The organism is Arthrobacter sp. ISL-28 (assembly GCF_018613875.1).
Lineage (GTDB): Bacteria > Actinomycetota > Actinomycetes > Actinomycetales > Micrococcaceae > Arthrobacter.
Genome location: NZ_JAGGPJ010000029.1, coordinates 53,831 through 75,296, shown reverse-complemented (window position 1 = coordinate 75,296; position 21,466 = coordinate 53,831). Strand labels below are relative to the sequence as shown.

General features: G+C 63.6%; 22 protein-coding genes and 1 pseudogene. 15 read left to right on the top strand and 8 right to left on the bottom strand.

The genetic code is table 11. The features are described 5' to 3' along the window. Positions 1 to 46 precede the first annotated feature (46 nt). On the top strand, positions 47 to 979 hold the full coding sequence (locus J7E80_RS19205; RefSeq protein ID WP_215053820.1) for a LysR family transcriptional regulator: 933 nt from the start codon (positions 47 to 49) through the stop codon (positions 977 to 979). Positions 980 to 1,154: 175 nt separating this feature from the next. On the opposite strand, the gene J7E80_RS19200 is transcribed toward J7E80_RS19205, so the two are convergent. Together J7E80_RS19200 and J7E80_RS23975 are read right to left on the bottom strand one after the other, a co-directional pair. After that, entirely contained in the window at positions 1,155 to 1,808 is a 654-nt protein-coding gene (locus J7E80_RS19200; protein ID WP_215053819.1) for a hypothetical protein, read from the bottom strand. Positions 1,809 to 2,280: 472 nt separating this feature from the next. Then, positions 2,281 to 3,084 (bottom strand): annotated as a pseudogene (locus J7E80_RS23975) (metal ABC transporter solute-binding protein, Zn/Mn family). Positions 3,085 to 3,128: 44 nt separating this feature from the next. Here J7E80_RS23975 and J7E80_RS19185 point away from each other — a divergent pair. After that, positions 3,129 to 3,467, top strand: coding sequence for a hypothetical protein (locus J7E80_RS19185; RefSeq protein ID WP_215053817.1), 339 nt, complete (start codon positions 3,129 to 3,131; stop codon positions 3,465 to 3,467). A gap of 56 nt (positions 3,468 to 3,523) precedes the next feature. Here J7E80_RS19185 and J7E80_RS19180 read toward each other — a convergent pair whose 3' ends face one another. Continuing rightward, positions 3,524 to 4,291 (bottom strand): SDR family oxidoreductase, encoded by a 768-nt coding sequence (locus tag J7E80_RS19180; protein WP_215053816.1) that lies wholly within the window; start codon positions 4,289 to 4,291, stop codon positions 3,524 to 3,526. Between the two features lie 102 nt (positions 4,292 to 4,393). Between J7E80_RS19180 and J7E80_RS19175 the strand changes: the two genes are divergently transcribed. The 3 genes from J7E80_RS19175 to J7E80_RS19165 all read left to right on the top strand — a co-directional run bounded on the left by J7E80_RS19175 (position 4,394) and on the right by J7E80_RS19165 (position 8,284). Next, positions 4,394 to 5,263, top strand: coding sequence for a helix-turn-helix transcriptional regulator (locus J7E80_RS19175; RefSeq protein WP_215053815.1), 870 nt, complete (start codon positions 4,394 to 4,396; stop codon positions 5,261 to 5,263). Positions 5,264 to 5,713: 450 nt separating this feature from the next. Continuing rightward, a complete protein-coding gene (locus J7E80_RS19170) occupies positions 5,714 to 7,690 on the top strand; it encodes an aconitate hydratase (RefSeq protein ID WP_215053814.1) in 1,977 nt (658 codons plus the stop codon). A gap of 285 nt (positions 7,691 to 7,975) precedes the next feature. Further along, complete coding sequence (locus tag J7E80_RS19165) at positions 7,976 to 8,284, top strand: hypothetical protein (RefSeq protein WP_215053813.1); 309 nt, start codon at positions 7,976 to 7,978, stop codon at positions 8,282 to 8,284. Between the two features lie 896 nt (positions 8,285 to 9,180). Here the strand turns inward: J7E80_RS19165 and J7E80_RS19160 are convergent. Together J7E80_RS19160 and J7E80_RS19155 are read right to left on the bottom strand one after the other, a co-directional pair. Further along, on the bottom strand, positions 9,181 to 9,705 hold the full coding sequence (locus tag J7E80_RS19160; RefSeq protein ID WP_396020811.1) for a hypothetical protein: 525 nt from the start codon (positions 9,703 to 9,705) through the stop codon (positions 9,181 to 9,183). 590 nt (positions 9,706 to 10,295) lie between these two features. After that, positions 10,296 to 11,537, bottom strand: coding sequence for an NAD(P)/FAD-dependent oxidoreductase (locus tag J7E80_RS19155; protein WP_215053812.1), 1,242 nt, complete (start codon positions 11,535 to 11,537; stop codon positions 10,296 to 10,298). A 598-nt stretch (positions 11,538 to 12,135) separates the two neighbouring features. Here J7E80_RS19155 and J7E80_RS24475 point away from each other — a divergent pair. Both J7E80_RS24475 and J7E80_RS19145 read left to right on the top strand, forming a co-directional pair. Beyond that, entirely contained in the window at positions 12,136 to 12,513 is a 378-nt protein-coding gene (locus tag J7E80_RS24475; protein ID WP_311380886.1) for a hypothetical protein, read from the top strand. A 247-nt stretch (positions 12,514 to 12,760) separates the two neighbouring features. After that, positions 12,761 to 12,928: a hypothetical protein gene (locus tag J7E80_RS19145; protein ID WP_215053811.1), complete on the top strand. Its 168-nt coding sequence runs from the start codon at positions 12,761 to 12,763 to the stop codon at positions 12,926 to 12,928. A 211-nt stretch (positions 12,929 to 13,139) separates the two neighbouring features. Here the strand turns inward: J7E80_RS19145 and J7E80_RS19140 are convergent, their stop codons facing one another. Continuing rightward, a complete protein-coding gene (locus tag J7E80_RS19140) occupies positions 13,140 to 13,634 on the bottom strand; it encodes a hypothetical protein (protein ID WP_251037104.1) in 495 nt (164 codons plus the stop codon). A gap of 240 nt (positions 13,635 to 13,874) precedes the next feature. After that, positions 13,875 to 14,543 carry a metalloregulator ArsR/SmtB family transcription factor gene (locus J7E80_RS19135; protein ID WP_215053809.1) on the bottom strand — a complete coding sequence of 223 codons (669 nt, stop codon included), beginning with the start codon at positions 14,541 to 14,543 and terminating at the stop codon, positions 13,875 to 13,877. 129 nt (positions 14,544 to 14,672) lie between these two features. Between J7E80_RS19135 and J7E80_RS19130 the strand changes: the two genes are divergently transcribed. The 8 genes from J7E80_RS19130 (at position 14,673) to J7E80_RS19100 (ending at position 19,802) form a co-directional block, all read left to right on the top strand. Further along, positions 14,673 to 14,855 carry a hypothetical protein gene (locus J7E80_RS19130; RefSeq protein WP_251037103.1) on the top strand — a complete coding sequence of 61 codons (183 nt, stop codon included), beginning with the start codon at positions 14,673 to 14,675 and terminating at the stop codon, positions 14,853 to 14,855. A gap of 248 nt (positions 14,856 to 15,103) precedes the next feature. Beyond that, on the top strand, positions 15,104 to 15,466 hold the full coding sequence (locus J7E80_RS24355; RefSeq protein WP_215053808.1) for an OsmC family protein: 363 nt from the start codon (positions 15,104 to 15,106) through the stop codon (positions 15,464 to 15,466). Positions 15,467 to 15,531: 65 nt separating this feature from the next. Continuing rightward, a complete protein-coding gene (locus J7E80_RS19120) occupies positions 15,532 to 16,356 on the top strand; it encodes a rhodanese-like domain-containing protein (RefSeq protein WP_215053807.1) in 825 nt (274 codons plus the stop codon). Between the two features lie 103 nt (positions 16,357 to 16,459). Next, positions 16,460 to 17,746 carry an MFS transporter gene (locus tag J7E80_RS19115; protein WP_215053806.1) on the top strand — a complete coding sequence of 429 codons (1,287 nt, stop codon included), beginning with the start codon at positions 16,460 to 16,462 and terminating at the stop codon, positions 17,744 to 17,746. Between the two features lie 136 nt (positions 17,747 to 17,882). Beyond that, positions 17,883 to 18,173 (top strand): DUF1016 N-terminal domain-containing protein, encoded by a 291-nt coding sequence (locus J7E80_RS24470; RefSeq protein ID WP_311380892.1) that lies wholly within the window; start codon positions 17,883 to 17,885, stop codon positions 18,171 to 18,173. Then, a complete protein-coding gene (locus J7E80_RS24465) occupies positions 18,174 to 18,440 on the top strand; it encodes a PDDEXK nuclease domain-containing protein (RefSeq protein WP_311380885.1) in 267 nt (88 codons plus the stop codon). It abuts the gene before it with no gap. 340 nt (positions 18,441 to 18,780) lie between these two features. Then, positions 18,781 to 19,344: a hypothetical protein gene (locus J7E80_RS19105; protein ID WP_215053805.1), complete on the top strand. Its 564-nt coding sequence runs from the start codon at positions 18,781 to 18,783 to the stop codon at positions 19,342 to 19,344. A 179-nt stretch (positions 19,345 to 19,523) separates the two neighbouring features. Further along, positions 19,524 to 19,802: a hypothetical protein gene (locus J7E80_RS19100; RefSeq protein ID WP_215053804.1), complete on the top strand. Its 279-nt coding sequence runs from the start codon at positions 19,524 to 19,526 to the stop codon at positions 19,800 to 19,802. Between the two features lie 20 nt (positions 19,803 to 19,822). On the opposite strand, the gene J7E80_RS19095 is transcribed toward J7E80_RS19100, so the two are convergent. Continuing rightward, positions 19,823 to 20,287, bottom strand: a complete 465-nt coding sequence (locus J7E80_RS19095; protein ID WP_215053803.1) for a hypothetical protein — start codon at positions 20,285 to 20,287, stop codon at positions 19,823 to 19,825. Positions 20,288 to 21,466 lie beyond the last annotated feature (1,179 nt).

Genomic DNA, 21,466 nt, shown 5'->3' with positions numbered 1-21,466 from the left:
GCAGTAAAAGCGCAAGATTCCGAAGATAACCGTGCACAATAGATGCATGATCGATCCAAGGCTCATAACACTTCGGGTGTTTGCCCGATGCGGCACCGTGAGCGCAACCGCTGAGCTCACTGGTTATTCTCCCTCCGCAGTCTCCGCGCAATTGCGTGAGCTCCAGCGCGTGCTTGGTTTGCAACTGCTGACGAAGGACGGTCGGGGCGTACGGCTGACCGCCACGGGCCGCTTTCTCGTAGCCGGCTCGGACACCCTCATTGCGGACTGGGAGAGCCTGCGCGCCGCGGCCATGGAGGCCGGCGACCAGGTGCAGTCACGTTTCGGCCTCGGTGGATTCTCCACGGCGGCCGCCCAGTTGCTCGCGCCGCTGGCCGCCACCCTCCGCTCAACGCGCCCCCTGCTGGAGGTGCAGGTACTCGAGGCCAACCCGGCCCGCTGCTTCGACTTGTTGGTTGCCGAGCGAATCGATCTTGCGGTCATAGTCGCCATGCAGTCCAACACCTATGGTGAGGATGATCCGCGCTTCGAGCAGACCGTTCTGCTCGACGATCCCTTGGACGTGATCATCCCCGCCGACCATCCGTTGGCATCGCGGGAAACAGTGACTCTCGAAGAGTTGGCATCAGAACCCTGGATCACCGAGGCCGCCGGTTCCACCTACCATTCCCTCTTCACCGCAGCGTTCACGGCAGTCGGAGTGACACCGCGGATTGCCCATGAGGCTGTTGAATGGGAAACCCAAATCGCCTTCGTGGGTGCGGGGCTTGGCGTGGGCCTGCTGCCGCGACTCGCGCCCCTACATAGTGCCGAAAACGTGGTTCGGCTGCGCATAACTGGCAAAGGGAAACCCGCGCGCCGCATTGTCGCTGCGGTGCGCAGGGGCAGCATCACATCGCCCCTGATCCAGGAGTCGCTCGGCATCCTGCAGATGCGCGCCAATAAAATCGTCAGTGCCCGGCCCGAAGACGATCTTTGAAATCGCATGGTCGCGATTCGTTACCGACGGGCCAGCAGGTCCAGAAGGTGGCGACACGTCCGCGCGGCGCCCTTCTTCGCGGCACTAGACGGGCCGCCCAGGATTGGCTCCTCGGAGCCTCCCCCGGTCAATCTTTGAACGCAGATAATCCACGCGCCGATAAATCCACATTCCGTCAAGCTGGTCCGATTCTGGTTCCCGAATCATCCCCGGGGTACTCCCAGACCCAGCCCCCAATGCCGTTCGGTACGAACGCAACCTCGCCGGTCGGCGTCGTCACATCAAGGATGACCAGCCCGTTCAGCTTTCGGTCTTTACCAAAATAATCGGGCAGAAGCTTTGTTCTGTCGGCAAGGCAGCCGTGCTCGATGGAAGACTCAACGGTGTTCATCTGAGTGCCGTTGGAGGCATAGCCCTTCCAGTAATGCGGGCGGAAACTGATCATCCCTGGCTGGCCATTGACTACCAGTGGTCCCGAAAACGTTGGGGAGGTGACGATCTCAAGGGCCACTGCGATGGCAATTCCATGTGGCCGGGGTGCGTCAGGTGCGTCGCATTTGACCGGCTCAATGGACGTCACCTTGAAGGTCATCGTAGGAGGGGCGTCATATCCGTCGGTAACGAGTACGGCCGTTTCACCGATCTCCTGGACCACCTGGCCGCGTTCGTTTTCATTACCGGCAGCGGCCGCATTGGGGGTGGGTCTTGCGCTCGGCGCCGATGCGGGCGCAACTGAGACTGTCGGTGCTGCCTGGGGTTGCGGGCCGGAGCATGCCGTGAGCATTAGCGCCAAGAGCGCGATTCCGGCGACGACCCGAGAAGTATTCATTGCTCCCCATAGATAAATGGACAGACGTGATGTCGTCATAGTAGCCCCAAGGGTTATCACCTGAATACATGCGGCTGCTTGCAGGACCAACTGGTTTTGCCTGACTGCCGACCAAGCCTTCCCACGTCGGATGTTCTGCAGGCAACCGATAGCGTTCTCGCCCTAGTTAGGGCACTATTTCGGAGAAGGGGTCGATCTTGCAGCAGATGCAATAATCGCGGTTCTGCTGGTGAGCCGACGTATTCGGAACCGGCGAATTCATGTGGTCTTGCGCCTCTGTGCTCCCGATGCGGGCCTTGGTTGGTTTCCCAGCTCAGTGCCAGCTCCTCGGGCACGTGTGTTCATGGTGTGACCGGCCGGGAGGTACATGACTATCCTGCCCACAGCACCGCCGAAACGGACTGGCCCGTGCGTTGGTCCACACTGTGTGGGACTTCGCACGGGCCGACCCCAAAACCCGGGTTCTTTGCCTTCACACCAACGCACGCGTACCCTCGGGCAGCGTCTCAGTGAACTCGACAACCGGCACCGTCGCCGTCTCTGCCGCCTTGCGGACCGACTCAGTCTGAGGCGTCGACGTCTGATCGTTAAAGGCAAGGAAACGCACGGACTTGGATGAGACAACGTCGATGGTTTCCTTCAGTGCCCCTGCCGGTACGTCGTTGCCCTCCTCGGCGGCTTCCAGGAAGTCCTCGGGTGTCCGGTTCTCCAGGCCCGCTTCCTCCGGCATGTACGCCGGCAGCGGCTCAGTAAGCGCCACGCTCTCCCCGTTGTGCTTTGACTTGATGGAAGCCAGCCTGTCCGAGATTGCTGCCGTTTCGGCCTTGAATCTTTCCGCGTTGGCGGCGAAGCCAGAAGCTCCGGCAGGGTCGATCGTGCCGAGTCGTGCGGCGGTTTCCTAGGCGATCTTCGACGCTGCGGCCATGTTGTACCAAGCATGCTCGTTGACCTCGCCATGGTCGTGGCCGTCGGTCTCCGCAGCATTGGCCCCACCGTGGGCGGGGGATTCCCCACCGCCATCCAGCTCGGCGACGTCGAAGCCTTGGATGGTGCGGTCCGGGCTGAGGCCTGACTCCTTCGTAATCGTGTCAAAGAACGGGTCATAGCCTCCACCGTTCCCGATGGCCAATCCGGCCTTGGACAAGGCCAATTTGTCCTGCGGTTTGGGCTCGTAGGAATGCGGGTCCTGGCTGGTCTTGCTGATGATCGAGGTCACCTGAACCTTCCCCCCACCGATTGAATTCGCAATATCTCCATAGACGTTCGTGGTGGTCACCACACTGATGGGCGCCTGTGCCTGTTCGGAGGCCGTTGCAGCCGATGAAGCGTTGGAGGCCTGGCCACAGCCTCATCGTCCTGGCTCTTCTCTTCCTCGTGGCAACGGTCCGGTCTGTCAATATGGGCGTGCTGGCTTTCGTAGCCGCCTTCGCGGTGGGTGTTCCGGTCGCAGGCATGACCACCAAGGAAGTTATCGCCGGGTTCCCCGGCGAGCTGTTCCTGGTCCTGATGGGCCTGACCTTTCTGTTCGGCTACTGCCGCTACTGTCTCGAGGAGTCCCTCGCGAGGCCCCTGACCGATCCGGCTGGTCACCAGTCCGCATCGAACCGACAATATTGCCCTGTCCAGCGGAAGAACGGATCACGCCATTTGGACGGTTGAGGCTTCGGCCTGTTGAAGCGCGGCGCATATGCCGTCCGGGAGTTCCCCGTGCCGGCTCATGCCTTCGCGTGCGGATCGAGCCGATTGAGGGTCGCCACGACGTGGTCGTAGTCGCCGCGGGCTTCGCCGTAGCGCAAGAACTTGACGTTTTCGACCTGGACCTCGGTGGCGTGCGGCTGCTCGGCCAGGATCATCATGACCTCGTCGACGAACTCGTCTAGTGGCATTGCGAAAGTGCTGTCCTCTTGGCCGGGGAGCAGTCCCGTACGTACGGCCGGGGGCTGGAGTTCGATCACGCGCACGGTCGTGTCGGCGAGCTGCAGCCGGATGGACTCGCTGAGCATGTGCACGGCGGCCTTGGTCGCGTTGTAGGTGGGTGTAATCCGCAGGGGTGCGAACGCGAGGCCGGACGAGACTGTCATGATAGTCGCGTCGGGTTGAGCGCGCAGGTGTTCGATGAAGGCGCCGATAAGCCGGATGGGGCCGAGGAGGTTCGTTGTGACGATCTCCTCCGCGGTCCCGAGGAACCCTGTGGGGCTTGTCCAGTCCTCGAAGCGCATGATGCCCGCCATGGTCACGAGGACGTTGAGATCCGGGTGCCGGGCGATGACCTGCTGGGCTGCGGATGCGATGCTTGCGGCGTCCGCCGTGTCGACTTGGACGGTGTCAATGCCGGGATTGAGTTCGGCGACCTCGTCGAGCAGCCGGGCCCGTCGCCCGCCCACGATGACTGTATTGCCTGCACCGTGCAGGCGCTTTGCGAGGGCGAGTCCAATGCCGCTGGTCGCTCCGGGGATGAAAATGGTGTTTCCGTTGATTCGCATATCTCAAGTCTTCGGCCTGTGTCCTGTGGCTTCCAGAGACTGCTTGTCGGGGGACCGGGAGTCCTATGGTTACCTCCAGGGCAGACGTGGAAGGATAAAGAAGTGAATCGGCAAGCCCTTTCAGAGTTCCTGCGCAGACGGCGCGAAGCGCTACGGCCGTCCGACGTCGGCCTGCCTATGGGCCCGCGGCGCAGGGCGATCGGGCTGCGCCGTGAGGAAGTCGCGCAGCTCGCGTTGATGTCGACCGACTACTACACCCGCCTTGAACAGCAGCGCGGGCCGCAGCCGAGCACGCAGATGCTCGCGTCGTTGAGCCGCGCGCTGCGCCTCACCGCGGACGAGCGCGACTACCTCTACAGGTCGGCCGGCCACGCAGTTCCGGATCGGCTCAGCGCGTCGGAGCACGTCGCACCTGCCCTGCAGCGGGTGTTCGACCGGCTCGCAGACACCCCGGCGCTCGTGATATCTAACCTCGGGCAAACCCTCCTACAGAACTCGCTCGCTTCGGCACTCCTCGGGGATCACTCCGGCGCGACCGGGTGGGAACGCTACGAAAGCTACCGGTGGTTCATCCATCCCGAGACGGAACGTCTGCACTACCCGGAGCACGACCGGCCGCGGCAGAGCCGAGCGCTCGTCGCCGGACTGCGCTCGGCCTATGGATCGATGGGGGCCCGATCACGTGCCGCCGAACTCGTGGCCGAGCTCGCCAAAGGCAGCGAAGAGTTCCGCGAGCTATGGGAGCAACACGAAGTGGCCCAACGCTTCACCGACCACAAGGTGCTCATCCATCCCGACATCGGGCCCATCGAACTCGACTGCCAGGTGCTGTTCACCGACGACCGATCACAGGCGCTCCTCGTGCTCACTACCGAGCCCCGGAGCGACGCGGACGAGAAGCTGAGGCTGCTCGCGGTACTGGGGACACAGCGGTTCAACATCGCGCCAACGGGAGACATCGGGCGCGAGTAGGACATTCATCCACAGCTGATAGGGCCAGTTCGTGGCGTCTCCAGGGCATGCGGCGCCGCCAGTCCTGGGACCGGGTTTAGTTTCGGCTGGTGCCCTTGCGGTGCCGAGGGCAAATCCGGCCGATCTCGGTCGTCACCGGCCCTCTCCCCGGAGCTAGAACTCCACGCTAGGAAGGGGAGTTACGTGGCGGGTGTCAGCAGAAGTTGCGCGGCCTTCCTGGCTTGGCGGGCGGGTGCTGGTGTGGTCTTTGAAACGCCGATATCCATATTATGGACGAGATGCGTCTCCGCAATTCCCCCCGGCCCGTCGGGTGCTGTAACGGGGTACGACGCCTGCTACTGGCCCCGGCGCCATCAGCGGGCTACGTTGGGGGTAAAGCGGCATGCCCCCGGAGGCCTGTTACTTACCTGACAGGTCTGGGGGCAGCCGGATCGAGTAAGGACGCTCACCATGGCTCATAACGTCGCCCAGAAGCTCATCGCATCACATTTGGTTGCGGGGGAGATGATTCCCGGGTCGGAGATCGGTTTGCATGTTGACCAGACCCTCACCCAGGACGCGACCGGAACCTTGGTCATGCTTGAGCTGGAGGCGCTGGGGCTGGACCGCGCCCTGACGGAAGTGTCCGTGCAATACGTTGACCACAATCTCTTGCAGGCCGACAGCAAGAACGCGGAGGATCATGATTTTCTCCGTTCCGCGTGCCTGCGGTTCGGTCTGTGGTTCTCCAAGGCCGGCAACGGGGTATCTCACCCGACCCATATGCAGCGGTTCGGGATTCCAGGCAAGACCATGGTCGGCTCCGACAGCCACACCCCGGCCGCAGGTTCGCTCGGGATGCTGGCCATCGGCGTCGGGGGCACCGAGGTGGCCCTGGCCATCGCGGGAGAACCGCTCTTTCTGAAGATGCCGGAGATCTGGGGCGTGCGGCTTTATGGAGCGTTGCCGCCGTGGACCAGCGCCAAGGACGTCATTCTGGAAATGCTGCGTCGGCACGGCGTCGATGGCGGACTGAACCGGATCATCGAGTACCACGGCCCCGGCCTTGCGACATTGACGGCGATGGACCGGCATGTGATCGCCAATATGGGCGCTGAATTGGGGGCAACGACCACTGTTTTCCCGGCGGACGAGAAGGTTCGGACCTTCCTGCGCTCCGAGCACCGCGAGGGCGACTTCACCGAACTTCTCGCCGACACCGATGCCGCGTATGACGTGCGTGAGGAGATCGACCTTTCTGCGATTGAGCCGCTCATCGCGCTTCCGGGTTCACCTGGGAATGTCGTGCCGGTGCGGGAGGTCGCCGGCAGGTCCGTGGGGCAGGTTGTGATCGGGTCATCGGCGAATCCGGGATTGCGGGACTTCGCGATAGTCGCCGCAATCACCAAGGGGCGGCAGTCCCGCCCCGGCCTGTCCTTCGACGTCAATCCCAGCACCCGGCAGATCCTGCAGGACCTAACGAAAATGGGCGCCACTTTCGATCTGATCAGCGCCGGAGCCCGGTTGCATCAGTCCGGATGCCTTGGCTGCATCGGCATGGGCCAGGCTCCCGCGAGCGGAAGCAACAGCCTGCGCACCATGCCGCGAAACTTCCCGGGCCGTTCGGGCACGCGGGAAGACTCGGTCTACCTGTGCTCGCCGGAGACGGCCGCGGCGGCCGCACTCACCGGAACGATCACTGACCCGCGGGACCTGGTAGAACTCTTCGACCTGGAGTATCCCGCGATCGAACTGCCCGCGGTGGCGAGTGTGAACCTGACGATGCTGGAGAAGCCGTTGCCGCCGGAAGAGGCCTCCACAGTGACACTGATCAAGGGCGAAAACATCTCATCGCTCCCGGTCTTCGGCCCACTCGCCGACCGGATCGAGGCACCGGTCGCCCTGGTCCTTGGCGACGATATCTCCACCGATGAGATCCTGCCGGCCGGCGCACGTGCTTTGCCCTACCGCAGCAACATCCCCAAGCTCGCCGAATTCACCTTCGCCCAGGTCGATGAAACCTACGCTGCCCGTGCCGCCGAAACCCGAGACACGTCCGGGCACATAGTGGTTGCCGGCGCGAACTATGGCCAGGGATCCTCGCGGGAGCACGCGGCAATCACCCCGCGTTATCTCGGACTGCGCGCCGTAGTGGCCATCTCGTTCGCGCGAATCCACTGGCAGAACCTGGCCAACTTCGGCGTCCTCGCACTCGAATTCACGAATGCCGCCGACCACGATCGTATCCAGCAAGACGATGTGCTCCTGCTGACAGGCACACGCGAGGCGCTCGTAACTGGCACGGCGATCCTCGTGCACAACAAGACCCGGGATGAGGCCTACCCTGTGCGGCACAGTCTCTCGACCCGTCAGATCGAAATGCTCCTCGCCGGTGGTCTCATCCCTTGGCTGCGTGAGCGTAGGGCGCGGGACGCCCACGAACCCTAAGAACGTTGGTCTACGGGTAACTGGGGCGGCGGATGCGGCTTCCTTTGGGCTGGTTTATGGTCGGTGCCGCGCATCCGCGCGGCGACGAGGCCTCGCCATCTACCACGCACTCCGGTGGAATCATCTCGGTCGCTGCTACTACGAGCTCGGGGTCCTTCCCACGGCGTGACCACCGACCCGTCTGGCCTTCGCGCCGAAAAATCAGGACCTCACGCGTTGACTGCCCCAAATTCCGGACTTCCGGCCTAAGGTTAGGCGTGCAGAACCGTCGACGGGAGTACCACCATGATTACCCTGCAAATCGAACATCAGGTCCGGGACTTCGGCATGTGGAGGAGAGCTTTCGACAGTGACCCTCTGGACCGCGCTACGTCGGGGGTGCGGTCCTACCGGATCTCGCGTCCGCTCGACCAGGAGGACTACGTAATGCTGGAGATGGATTTCGATACGGAGGAGGCCGCCGTGGACTTCCTGGCCCGGCTGCAGAACGACACGTGGAAAACCGGTGTGACGGCTCCTGCTCTGGTCGGCGAGCCTTCCACCAGAATCATCGAGACGGTTGCCATCGAGAAGGTGGCCGCCCCTAGGCCTTGATCCACCGATCGGCGGTTGGTCGCGGTTGTTCTATGCGGCCGGCTGCGGGTTGGTTTTCGGGCAGGGCGGAGTCTCCGGCCTCGCTGCCAGTGGTGTTCCACGCCTGGGTTCCTGGTCGCGCCGGCAGCTGGCTGGAGGGTCTGGATGCTGGCGTCGCGGCGTTGCTCGCGCTAGCCATCCTCCAGCTACTCATTGGTCCCATCGGCATTGCCGCGCAGTCCTCGCTTGGGCTCGCCGTCCACATAGACTTGCCCCTGCAGTGGGGGCGCTCGACTGGGATCGAGTGCGTGCGACTACGCTGGTTCGTCGTCACCCTCGCGGCCATCCGGGTCGTCTCCCCGACGGTGCCGTACCGTGCGTCACGGTGTAGGGCTGGGCGGCGCGACGCCCCACCGGGAGCGATACGACGCGGCTCGCGTGGTCGACGAATTCGGTGAGCCTCTGCGGGTCGGCATCGACCCCGAGTCGACAGGTGGCGCCCCTCGTCACGGTCATGTAGCGGTCCCTGCAGCCTCCCAGTCGGCCCGTGGACAAGGGGGAGGCAGGCGACGACGGGGAAGGCGAAGCGCCGCGCGATCATCGGCGCCGGCATCGGTGGGCTCAGCACAGCTGTCGCGCCCCCTGGTTCAGGAGTGCGGCAGCTGCTTTGGGTTGCACAAAATCTGTCAGAAAGGCGGTGTTGCCAATGTCACGGATTTGGCTCCGGACTGGGTCGTACACCTGCCGGAGTGGCTTGGATTGGCGATGTTTTCTGGAGTTCCCAGTGTTTGCAGGGATTGGAATGTGGTTCGAGTCCCACCTCTGGAACAGTGTTTCCGCAGTCAGAGGCCCTTTTCGGGCCTCTGACTGCGCGCACAATGTACACACCCTGTCCGGGAGCTCGCTTTGGGTGTCGGTCACGCCGTGTTTGTCGGTAGCTTTTCTTGTGGCCGGTTCCTTCCTTCTTTGAGCGTCGAGGCTTTCTGCTGTCTTAGTGCTTCATGCGAGCGCCCCGATATGGATGAACGGCGTGGGATGGCTGACCCGTGCGCGAACGTTCTAGGGTTCGTGGGCGTATCCTGCGCCCTTCGCTCGCGCAGCCAAGGGATGAGACCACCGGCGAGGAGCATGTCGATCTGACGGGTCGAGAGACTGTGCCGCACAGGGTAGGCCTCATCCCGGGTCTTGTTGTGCACGAGGATCGCCGTGCCAGTTACGAGCGCCTCGCGTGTGCCTGTCAGCAGGAGCACATCGTCTTGCTGGATACGATCGTGGTCGGCGGCATTTGTGAATTCGAGTGCGAGGACGCCGAAGTTGGCCAGGTTCTGCCAGTGGATTCGCGCGAACGAGATGGCCACTACGGCGCGCAGTCCAAGATAACGCGGGGTGATTGCCGCGTGCTCCCGCGAGGATCCCTGGCCGTAGTTCGCGCCGGCAACCACTATGTGCCCGGACGTGTCGCGAGGTTTGGGCCGCGCGGGCAGGGGGCTTTTCTGCCCCCCGCTGTTTCCTATGGGGTGAATGCCACCGGGAGTGTGCCGCGTTCTTCTGCCGCGCGTTCGATGGTGTCGACGATTTCTGCGACTTTGTAGCCGTCTTCAAAGGTTGTCGCGACGGATTCGGTCTGCTGGTCGTGGTCGTCGGTTGTTCGACGTATTGCCGTCGCGGATCGAGATGGAGATCGTTCGGGTGATCGACACCCCGAAGGCCACCCATATCCGCTACCGCGTCCGTCGCTGGGCCGGTCTCAGGACCGGATCGGTGGCTCACGAGGGTGCCGTCGGTCAACCCGATGGCTTACGTGGCGTCGAAACCGGACGCCTCCCGCCGCGGGCCGGACCGCTCGCGCAAGGCGGCAAACCTTTATACCTTGCCCCACGGTTTGAAGACCGACACGATAGCTGAACCGAAAACCCCGCCGCACCTAAGGTGCCCAGGGTGGCTCGGGGTCGCCGCGCCGGGGGAGGAGCGGTTTTCAAGAAGCCCGACCGCCCACGGGTGCCGCTTGAGGGCTGCACGTACCTCATATCGGCTAGTCGGGTCTGCCGACAATCACCTGCGACGGGCTGTGCGTGACGTAGCCATTAGCCCAGGAAAAGAGGGCACGGAGCTTCTGCTGGAAACCGGGCAGCAAGGCGAGGTGAACCCCCAACCAGGAGACGAACGCCAGCGGGCCTTGCAGTTGGATACGCTTGCGGCCGAGTTCGGCGACTGCGGCTCCGCGGCCGACCATTGCCATGTAGCCCTTGTCCCGATAGACGAACGGCTGGCGCGTGCCGCCGGTGAGGTCAGCGTAGATGTTGCGGGCGGCCCATTTGCCGGACTGCTGGGCGACGGAACCGAGCTGGGGAAGTTTGGCGCCTGCGGCATCGGTGATGTTGGCTGCATCGCCCAGCACGTAGACGCCCTCGGCCGCGGGCGCGGTCAGATCGGTCAGTACGTCGATGCGTCCGCCTTTCCCCTGCGGCAGGCCGGACTCGGCGATGATTTGTCCGGCCTGCAAGCCCCCGGCCCACACAACGATCCGGGCTGGAATGACGGTCCCGTCCGCGAGCGTGACGCCGTCGGGACGGACATCGGTCACGCCCTGGCCCATGTGCAGCTGTACCCCGAGTTTCACCAGCCGGTCACGGGTATACGCCTGTGACTTGGCGGAGAACGCCATCAGCACGTTCGGCACCATATCCACCAGATGGATGCGACACCGGCCAGCAAGGCCCGGCGAAAAATACTTCGGCACAATGTACTTGACGTTCTCCGCCAGGGCACCAGCGGTCTCCACTCCGGTGGGGCCGCCGCCGACCACGACGACGTCCGCGCTGCCCGCATGCTCACGGTCCGCCTCATCCAGGGCGCGGGTGAGGGCAGCGCTCAGTCGGGTGGCATCGGCCACTGAATACAGCGGATAGGCATGTTCTTCGGCGCCCGGAGTGTTGAAGAAGTTCGGGACGGCGCCTGCGGCAATGACGAGGATCCGTGCCTGGTAAGGGGAGCCGTCGGCCGTGGTAACGGTGCGGGTGGCGGGATCGATCGCCGTCACCTTCGCCGTGAGGACACGCACGCCTTTGATGCCGCGGAACACGGAACGAAGAGGCCGAGCCACCGCAGACACGCCGATCTGCGACGCCGCCACCTGGTACAGAAGGGGCTGGAACTGGTGGTAATTGTTCACGTCGATCAGGAGTGCCCGAATACCCTTGCGGCCGAGCTCCTCGGCCGCGGTCATGCCGGCAAACCCGCCGCCAACCACGATGACCTGATATGTATCGTCCATTCGAGCAACATACCGTGCGCGTCAGCTCCGCAACAGGGCGCGTTGAGGCTACGGGAAGCTCCAGCTTCCCCGGTCAGGTAAGAGGGTATGGGGTTACTGGGGACCGAGCGAGGATCCGTCATGGCCAATCCGGGACAAATGCGGAGGAAGGAAGTTGCGGGCGGGGAAAGAAGTCCTGCAAGTCCGGAGCGGTGGCGCGGTACTTCTTGCCGGCGTTTGGCTCAGCGGACGTTGTAACTCAGCCGGTATCTGGCGCCGTCTTTCGTGAACGCCATGATGCCGTCCTTGTTCCCTGGGGTCCCAGGTGGCGGCAGGTGGCGGTGTTGTTGCCGTTGACCCCTCCCGCTGTCTGCACCGTTCTGGCCGCGGACGGGTCCTGCGCGCCGGCGGCGGTCACGTTGGATGTTCCGGTCTCGTCCGCTGCGGCCGGGGTCTAGGTGGCGGCGGAGGCCGGGATCACGGTTTCAGTGTCGGCACCGGTGAAAGGAGTGAGGGAGACTGTGGCGCTCCAGCCTTGAGTGTCCGCGCGGGTGTCGACCACCTGCCCGTCGAGGACGTTGCATCATCCTGCGCCGGGGCTGCGCAAAATCATGGGTTCTTGCGGAAAACCTACAGGAACCATCGAACCGGCCACAACGACCCGCTGCTGATCCTGCGCGCCCTCGACGTCGGCGCCACAGGCGTGGTCCTTCCCCACATTTCCACAGCCGCCGAAGCCGCTGCCGCCCACTATCCGCCCTTCAGGACCCAAGGCCTGGCCGTGAATACCCTCGCCGGCAGACACAGCACGGTGCCGCTGCAGGCGCACCTCGAGGCCGCCAGGGCGAACACCCTCGTCATTGCCCAGGCAGAAGACAAGGCCGTACGCAGCAAACAGCGCCGGGATCGCCGCAGTCCAAGGACTCGACGCCATATGGATCGGACCCAGCGACCTCTCCCTATCCCTCGGGCTACCCGGTCAGTCCTCCCGCCCTGACGTCGACCAGCCATCGACCGGATAACAACCAACGTCACAACCTCTGCCAGTTGCGCACTCTGCATCATCGCGGACTCTGCGGGCGACGCCGCGAACGGGGCCGAACGCGGCGCCCAAGCATCTTGTTCAACTCCACCAAACTCGGAAACGACGCCTTCCCTGGCGCCGTCAACAGCGCCAGGGAGGCCGTCAAGGCAATAGCGGAAGCTCCCGATTTGACCCGGGCAAGGCTCGAAAACGTGCGGTGATGATGGAACTGTCAGGATTCGCCGCCGCTGAGAGGGAGCACTATCTCCCCGGCCGGGACTATCTCATAAAGGGTGTATCCGGCGATTTCTTTAGTAGTCTTTCAGCTGCCGGGAAGCGGTCGCTGAAGGTGAGGCTTCATTCCGACCTCGACGTAGCTGCCTTTTAGGACCTCTGCCCTGCGGCCAGGGCGGCCGCGTCGTCTTTGAGGGAATGCCGGCTGACCGCATCGCCTCCCGCTCAACTCTCACCGGCCAGCACCTCGCAAGCTACGTCGGCGCGTGAGATCCGCAGCGGAGCCACGTAAGACTTCCGGCTCCGCTGCTTTCTCGTGCTACGAGGACTATCGGGGCTGGGTTTTTGGGCCGTCGAGTGGAGTGTTAGTGGTGTGTCATCGCGGGGCTTCGCATTCCACTGTAGGCTGTCACGACTCCGACGAGGAAAATGAGGACGGCGAGGTAGATCAGGCCGAGGTGTCCAAGTGTTGCCAGACCCCACGGGTAGTGCGCGGGGAGTGCCACGGCGAGTCCGACGACCGGGACGGTGACGGCCGTGGCGAAGGCCCAGCGTTCTCCGCGCCGCACCCCATACCAGGACAGGCCCGCGACGGCCAGCCCGGTCGCAGCGATGAAGCCGCTGACCGCGATATGAAGATGGCTGATGTAGTGGTACAGCTGCGGGCTGAAGGCCTCGATCTCCGCTTTTCCCTTGCCCACTTGATCGGGGCCGATACCCAGCTCGAGGAAGGCGTCCGTGAAGTTGAGGACGAAGAAGATCACGGCGTACCCCACGAAAGCCAGACCGGCCAGCGTCATGAGAGCGGCTCCTGTCCGGAGGCGGGACTGCTGTCCGTGAGGAGTTTGGATGGTGGACATGGCCACCACCCCCTTTCTTATTTAAATGGGTACTTGAATAAGAATCCCAGGACGGTGCTCTTGTCAAGAGAACTCTTGAATAGGGCGCGGGAGTGGGAGCCACCATGAAAAGGACGCGCTCTTCGACGCCGTCGTGGAAGCCGCCATGGCGTTGGAGAACAGCAAGAGCGCGTAGCTGATCGATGTCTTTGCGTCCGCCGCGTGGCAAGGAGGCATCGATGTTTCCTTACGGCGCTTGCTTTATGGCGTGCGGCCCTCGATGGGGAGCCGGGCGGCCACCCATTCCGGGAAGCCGTCCTCGAGGCGGGCTGCATCGAGGCCGTTCCTGGTCATAAGTCGGACCGCGTCGTCGGCGTAAACGCAGTACGGCCCGCGGCAGTAGGCCACGACCTCGGCACCGGCCGGTATCTCGCCGAGACGCGACTTCAGGTCGCTGATAGGGATGGTGATGGCGCCGCGGATGTGGCCGGCGGTGTACTCGGGTTCGGGTCTTACGTCGAGCACGACCACGTCGCCATCGCTGAGCCGCGCTTGGAGAGCGTCGCGGGTGATGGTGCGGAGCTTGCTCCGGTCGCCCAGGTAGTCGTTTGCGAGCTGCTGCAATCCCGCGACGTGTTCTTCGGCGGTCTGCCGCATGGTCCGCCACAGGGCGTGCACGACTGGGCTGGAAAGCGAGTAGTAGATGCGCGTCCCGTCGCGGCGTGTCTTGACCAGGCCGGACCGCAGCAGCCGCTGCAGGTGCTGGGACGTGTTGGCTATGGTCTGGCCGATCTCGTCTGCGAGTTCCTCGACCGGTCGTTCGCCTTGGGCGAGAACGTCGACCAACTCGGCGCGTCTGCCGTTCGATAGCGCCTTGGCTGCTTGGGTCAGTGCGTCATACAGGGTTGCCTTCGCTACATGATCTGACATGCTACCGCCTCCACCGGCCCTTGTATTCAAGTCTTCTCTTGACAATACCCTCGCTAGGGTGTCCTATTCAAGAAAACCATTGAATTGGTTCATCGTTCTCGTACATTGGTACCACCCAGGAGGACCAAGATGAGTAATAAAGCAGTTATCAGCCTGACGACGGGGCTGGAGGATTCCGGGAAGGTGATGGTTGCGTTTCTCGTTGCGGTGGGAGTAGCCGAGACGGGCCGCCCTACCCTTATGTTCCTCACTAAGGAGGCGGTCCGGCTAGCGGTCCATCATGCCGTTGCGTGCGTGGGACTGGATCGGTGATGACGGCGCGACCACCTTCAGCTACTGACACCGTCCATATTGAGACCACATCACGGCAATCGATGATGGATTGCGGCCAGATCAGAAGAAAGAAGTTGAGACAAATGGGAAGTGGGACGATGTCGCATATTAACGGAATCAGCGTCGCGGGGTGGGAAGCGTTTCGCGACGAGGTACGAAAGGACGCCTCGTTGGCCGACAGGCGGCCTACAGTCCTAGCACGCTGGGTGGGTGGATCGCGGTCGCGTGTGGAATTTGAAGAAAAGACCTTGCACATCGGCGGCGACGGCGAGTTCAACGCCATGCAGGCGCTCCTTGGGGCGCTGGCGGCGTGCGACGTCGATCTCATCACACTGCATGCGGCATTGCTCGGGCTAGAGGTGAAGGACCTGCGCGTCGAAGCTACCGGCCATTTCAACGTTCGGGCGTATCTGGGCCTTGAGGCGCCGGGTTCGGGCTATACCGGCATTTCCTACAAAATCATTCTTAACGCCCCGGGCGCCGACGACGAACAGATCCGCTCATTACGCGAACGTGTCGAACGCTCCTCTCCCGTCGGTGACTCCCTCGCCCGGTCTATCCCGCTCACGATCGAGTTCAGCACCGACTAGCAGTGGTGACATTTGGAGCGGGACGTTCACCAGGTGCGGGCGGAACCGCGGGACGCACAGACCTTGTGAGCCCCGAAATGACGGTGCCCTTGGCCCGGGCCCACTATCACTCGCTGCAGCTGCTGATGGAGCTGCCCGATGAGACCCTGGTTTGGCCCGCCCACGGTGCCGGGTCTTTCTGCTCGGCCGCCTCAACAGGGGAGAGGACCACAACGATCGGCAGGGAACGGGCCACGAATTCGCTCCTGCAGGTCGAGGTCGACGGCGAAGACTTCTTCGTCGACGCCCTGCTCGGCTCGCTTGGCAAATTCCCGGATTACTTCCTCCGGCCGGGAGACGTCAACTTGCGTGGACCCGCCGTGCTCGCAGCCGCGCCGACTCTCTCCGCACTCTCACTTGAGAAGGTAGTCGAGTTCCAGGACGAAGTCGCTCAAATCGTGGATACCCACCGGGCCTCGGACTTTGCCGCCGGCCACATCCCCGGCTCTCTGTCGATCGCGCTCCGCCCGGTGTTCGCTACCTGGCTTGGCTGGCTGGCCGATCCCCGGCGGCCCGTGGTTATCGTGTGCAGTTCGGACCAGGATCCCGACGACATTGTCTGGGCGACAGCCAAGGTCGGCTTCGACACTCTTGCCGGAGAACTCGACGGCGGCCTTCCTGCCTGGGGCGACACCACCACAGCAATGGCATCGTCTTTGATTGCGGCCGGACGCCTTGTCAGGGGCGCGGAAGCCTCGGCATCCGTTATCGACGTTCGCCAGGGTACAGAGTTCAGTGCAGGTCACATCGCCGATGCCCGGAATGTCGAACTGGCGGGACTAGGGGGCACCTTTCCGAATTGCCGAGCGGCCCCCTTGTCCTCATGTGCGGACACGGAGAACGCGCCATGACGGCAGCAAGTATCCTCGAGCGCACCGGCCGAACCGACATTGCCGTCCTGGACGGCGGTGCGGACTGGGCGCAGGCAACCCACCTCCCCTTGGAAAGGGGAGGATGACGAGCGGGTCAAGCTCCGCAGCGGAGAGCAAAGGCTCCGACCGCAAAATCGCGCTGGGGCTTCGGCAGAACCTCGCTCAATTCGTGCTGCTCGTTGCGGTCAACGCACTGGTGGGCGGAACCCTCGGTCAGGAACGAACCGTGCTGCCGCTGCTGGCAGACCAGGTGTTCCACCTTGACCTTTACACCAGCGCCCTGACCTACATCCTGGCCTTCGGCCTAGCCAAGGCTGCAGCCAACTACTTTGCCGGCACTCTCTCAGATCGATACGGCCGTAAACCCGTGCTGGTCGCCGGCTGGCTGATCGCAATCCCCGTGCCGCTGCTTCTCATCCTGGGCCCCACGTGGTGGTGGATCGTTGCGGCAAACGGCATCCTTGGAGTCAACCAGGGCCTTACTTGGTCCAGCACCGTGATCATGAAAATGGACCTCGTCGGCCCGGACCGGCGCGGGCTCGCCATGGGCCTCAACGAGGCGGCCGGCTACCTCGGTGTCGCCGCCACGGCGCTTGCCACCGGATACATTGCGGCCAACTACGGGCTACGCCCGGGTCCGTTCCTGCTCGGTGCCGCCTACATAGCGCTAGGTCTGGGTCTCTCTGTACTCAAAGTGCAGGAAACGCACCAATACGCAAAAACAGAAGCTGCCAACCAGCTCTCCGCCCAGGAGAGCGCTGTGGCCACACTCAGCAGCCGTGAAGTGTTCATACTCACAAGCTTCCGGGACAAGTCGCTCTCCTCGCTCAGCCAGGCCGGCATGGTCAACAACCTCAACGACGGCCTGGCGTGGGGCCTCTTTCCGGTACTGTTCGCCGCCGAAGGGCTGAGCATCGAGCGCATCGGCATCCTGGCCGCCCTCTACCCGGCTGTCTGGGGAGCCGGCCAGCTCATTACCGGCGCACTCTCCGACCGGATCGGACGCAAAGTGCTGATCGTCGGAGGGATGATCGTGCAATCAGGGGCCCTAATGATGATCGCCTACGGGCACACGTTCACGGTCTGGATTGCCGCTGCCATTTTGCTGGGCGCGGGTACGGCCATGGTCTATCCCACGTTGCTCGCCGCCATCGGCGACGCTGCCCGCCCCGAATGGCGTGCCCGCTCCGTTGGTGTCTACCGGCTGTGGCGCGACGGTGGTTTCGCCGTTGGCGCCCTTCTATCCGGGCTGCTCGCGGACGCCTATGGCATTCCCGTGGCGGTCGCCGTCGTGTCCGTCGTGACCGCGGCGTCTGGACTCGTCGTTGCAATGAGGATGCGCGGAACGGACCGCATGGCGTCGCGTTGAGAGCCTATGCCTCGGTCGTGCCCTAAGAGGAAGGCGCGGGCCGGGTCAGGTCGGTGCAGGTACTGCCTGACCTGCTCAATAGGATCGAGGGCATGGCAGCCCCCAGAGATCTTGCGCCCCCGCAGGCCACACGGACCTGCTCGGCGAGCTCAAGAATCGGGTCCGGGCCGCGCGCACCACGGCGCTGCGGACAGTCAACACCCAGCTCATCGAGCTGCACCGGTCCATCGGCCGGACCATCCTGGAACGTCAGGAGGTTGAGAGCTGGGGGAGTGGGGTCATGGGCAGGCTGGCGCGGGTTTGCTGCAGCCTGGCCGGAACCAATTGTGCAACAGCCTGTTGCACAATTGCCCCGGGGCCACATCACAGTGCTGTTATACAAGGCGGAGACAGACCAGCGATCCTGGTACGCCGCCGCGGCGGTTGAGTGCGGCCGGTCGCGCTTGTCGATGACATGCTCCGCCGGGACCACTACAACGAAACCATCGGCATCCTGATCTGCGGCACCAAGAACGACCGCAGCGTCATGTACAGCCTGGGACGATCCACCTCACCCATGGCAGTCGCGGCCTACACCTACGACAAACTTCCTGCGGCTGAACAGAAGGGTCTTCCCGACGAAGGACATCTGGTCGCGGCACTGGAATGGGCCGAACCTGATACAACTATCGCCGCCGATCCTGCAGCCGACTAAGGCTTGACTCTCTGTGGCTTCGCGCGCTGTCGGCCGGGGTCGTTATTACGCTCCAGAACATGGCCGAGGCGTGTGGCTGCTTGCCCCGAAAGCTCACTCGGGTGCGCGCGGGGAATTCGTAACTTGTCACTTATCTGGTCATCCAGTCATCGATAGCTGGAAAGACCCCAGTCTCCGCAAAGTTGGTTGGCAGGAAAGGGGCTGTCGGGACGACGTTCTGGCTGATAGCGTCTCTGCGGCCGCGACACTAAACGAGGAGGTGAGACCCATGAACGCTGTACACACGTGGGTGCTCTCTCCCGTTGTCACGGTCGGCGATTGACGTAGGAGTCACAACACCGTGGCCACCTGGGGTTTCACAGTGGTCGCCATCGATGCACCCGGACACGGCGACCGCACGCGCACGACAGAGGACGAGCAGGCCCGCGCCGATCTCCGGCAGGCGCAAGCTGCGGGCGACGCCGGCCTCTTCAAGTCGGTCAGCCTTCGCTACACCGCGTCACTGGCAGAGCGTGCAGTACCGGAGTGGCAGGCAACGCTGGACGCCCTTCAGGAACTTTCCGAGATTGGTGCTAAGGCGCCGATCGGCTACGGCGGCGGCGTATCACTGGGAACCGCGATCGGGGTGCCGCTGACGGCTATCGAACCTCGGAGCACCGCTGCCATCTTCGGCGGCGGATTCTTCGTGCATGAGGCGCTGATCGAGGCTGCAGCACGGTTCACCGTCCCGATCCAGTTCCTGCTCCCCTGGGACGAAGAGCACGTCGTTCGCCAATCGGCTCTCGCATTGTTCGATGCCTTCGCCTCTGAAGAAAAGACCCGGGCGACCATCGCACCGTCCGTTGGGTCGGCGTCGACGACGAGTTCCTCGCCCGGCATCTTGGCCAGGCCGGTACTTCCCTAGCCTGACCCGACCGGTATCGGCGTCCGGTACGTTCCGGATGCCGATACCTCCGTTGTCTGAACCGGCAACAGGGACCTCATGTGTCGCCGCCGATCCGGCCGCCGCTAGTACCCAATTTTCTGTCGTGATGCGGCTACAGCCACATCGTCCGGGCCGGAGCCGCTGTTACGCTCCAGAACATGGCGGACAGGAAGATGACCAGGAACGCAGGAGAGCACTGGGTGTGCTCGGTGCTGGCCCCGGTACGACTGGGCGGCGGCGCTTACCCGGGACGGCTGGAGCGGATCGACATCCTCGCGGTCCAGACCGGAGGACCCGAGTGGTTCGCCCTGGTCATGCTCGATCCCGATGATCGGACCAAGGCACCCCGGACCTTCATCGCCGTGGTGTCGCGAACTGGCCGCCGATCCGAGAGTGGGCCTGCCGCCGGGGCACGCTTGGAAGAAGGAACTGCCTAAGTTCGACGCCGGCCTTGGGGTCAGCCCTGGTCGGGCTTAGGGCCATCAAGTCGGCGGACCGAAGGTCCCTCACCGTTGACGCCGACAGACCATCCCTTCGCGAAGAAAGCGTTGGCGATTTCACTGAGCTCCCGGTTGCTCTTCTCTTGATAGGTCAGCCGGATCCACTCGTAGTCCCACTCCTGCATCGCCCGCACGTGGCGGACATGCTTGGTGGCGCGCATCTGGGCCGCGAGGTCCTCGCTGACGAGGGCCTTGGGCTCAGGAGTCCGGACCGGCTTGGGCGGCCGTGCCGTGGCTGGAGGGGCGGGGCTCCTGGCGTAACGGACCAGTGCCACGGTCAGCGTGATCACGCCAAGGGCGATCAAGAGAGCCCACCAATAATGGACGATAAACCAGACCGCAGCGACGGCGAGGAAGAAACCGAAGGGGCCGGGCGCATTGGCACCTGCTGCGCTGCTGGATCGACGACGCTTGCTAGCCATGCTTCAGAATCCCACCAGGCGCTGACAATTTGTACAGGGCTGAGGCAACGTCTGGGACGAGAACGCCAAGAGGATGCTGGTCGTCGAGGAGATCAGCATCGGCAGCCGGAAAGCCGGCCACGAGCCCTGCAACCTTGGGACCCAGCCTCTACTTTTCCGCCTGGTCGGGGTCCCATTCGGCCAGGCGGGTCGCGCCTTTCCAGTGTCTCGATCAGATCGTTAAAGCCTGGGTTTCCGGCCCTGCGTAGCTGCTCGGCAACCTCCCGCCAGCAACCCTGGGTCCACATGTAGGGGTTGGTGCCGTATTCGGCCAGGAAGGCGTCAGGGCAGACTTGCCGTAGACGAGGCGGCTGCCGCGCTTCTCGACAACCGGACCCCTGTCCAGATAGCGGAGACCCCGGACAAGCTTGGCGCTGAGGGTGAAGCCAATAGGCCCGCTCAGGTAGGCGGCAGCATCGGTCCATTTCTCGTAGAGAATGAGCACAGCTGCCAGTTTGAAAAGAACTGCGTTCCCCTGGCCGTATCACCTTCTTTGAGTGCATCCGTTCAATTAAGCTAGGCGGTCACCCTGGTCTTTTTCAGACCTCGCTTCGCAGCGTCGTCGGCCAATGCCGCGGCCCAAGCCCTGTTGTCAGCCGCCCCTTGAGTAGCGCTTGCGCGCACCTTGGCGGGCGTTGCCACGTTTCTTGAGAGCTGGTCATAAAGCTTTGCTGGCGTTGGAGTACGAATCATGAGCAACCCGGAGTGACCTTTCCGGTCTCCCAGAAGGCTCTTGCTCCGTCAATCCCCACGTACCCAGGCACGCAAGCTCAATTGCCCTCACACCAAGGTCGGAACGCCAAGCGGGACGCCGGTCCATTCGGCCGCGCTGACCGCTCCGGGACCGCACGGTTCGCCGTATATCGGTCAGAAAACGGCGCCCGTTCCCGGCGCATTCGAGCGTGACAACACAGGTTTCGAAGTGCAACCGGTCCAGATCCGGCAGGCTCAGCAACAGAGTGACGCTCCACGAGGCCCGTGACCTCGAGGTCGGAAGTGGTTGCGCACGTAGAAGTGTGCATTGGGCATCACCACACCGCCGATGTGCGCCGGGACAGACGTCTTGCCGTTGAGCGGTCCGCGCGCTGGACGACCATGCTTCCCCGCCGCGCCAGGCGGTGCGCCGCCACAGGGTCCACT

Bases quoted from the DNA above. Each gene is read 5' to 3' on its own strand.
- J7E80_RS19200 (WP_215053819.1), bottom strand. From the start codon at position 1,808: ATGAATACTTCTCGGGTCGTCGCCGGAATCGCGCTCTTGGCGCTAATG.
- J7E80_RS19155 (WP_215053812.1), bottom strand. From the start codon at position 11,537: ATGGACGATACATATCAGGTCATCGTGGTTGGCGGCGGGTTTGCCGGC.
- J7E80_RS19180 (WP_215053816.1), bottom strand. From the start codon at position 4,291: ATGCGAATCAACGGAAACACCATTTTCATCCCCGGAGCGACCAGCGGC.
- J7E80_RS19100 (WP_215053804.1), top strand. From the start codon at position 19,524: ATGGCGGACAGGAAGATGACCAGGAACGCAGGAGAGCACTGGGTGTGC.
- J7E80_RS19185 (WP_215053817.1), top strand. From the start codon at position 3,129: ATGAAGCGTTGGAGGCCTGGCCACAGCCTCATCGTCCTGGCTCTTCTC.
- J7E80_RS19130 (WP_251037103.1), top strand. From the start codon at position 14,673: ATGAGTAATAAAGCAGTTATCAGCCTGACGACGGGGCTGGAGGATTCC.
- J7E80_RS19165 (WP_215053813.1), top strand. From the start codon at position 7,976: ATGATTACCCTGCAAATCGAACATCAGGTCCGGGACTTCGGCATGTGG.
- J7E80_RS19135 (WP_215053809.1), bottom strand. From the start codon at position 14,543: ATGTCAGATCATGTAGCGAAGGCAACCCTGTATGACGCACTGACCCAA.
- J7E80_RS19205 (WP_215053820.1), top strand. From the start codon at position 47: ATGATCGATCCAAGGCTCATAACACTTCGGGTGTTTGCCCGATGCGGC.
- J7E80_RS19095 (WP_215053803.1), bottom strand. From the start codon at position 20,287: ATGGCTAGCAAGCGTCGTCGATCCAGCAGCGCAGCAGGTGCCAATGCG.
- J7E80_RS19115 (WP_215053806.1), top strand. From the start codon at position 16,460: ATGACGAGCGGGTCAAGCTCCGCAGCGGAGAGCAAAGGCTCCGACCGC.
- J7E80_RS19145 (WP_215053811.1), top strand. From the start codon at position 12,761: ATGATGGAACTGTCAGGATTCGCCGCCGCTGAGAGGGAGCACTATCTC.
- J7E80_RS19170 (WP_215053814.1), top strand. From the start codon at position 5,714: ATGGCTCATAACGTCGCCCAGAAGCTCATCGCATCACATTTGGTTGCG.
- J7E80_RS19140 (WP_251037104.1), bottom strand. From the start codon at position 13,634: ATGTCCACCATCCAAACTCCTCACGGACAGCAGTCCCGCCTCCGGACA.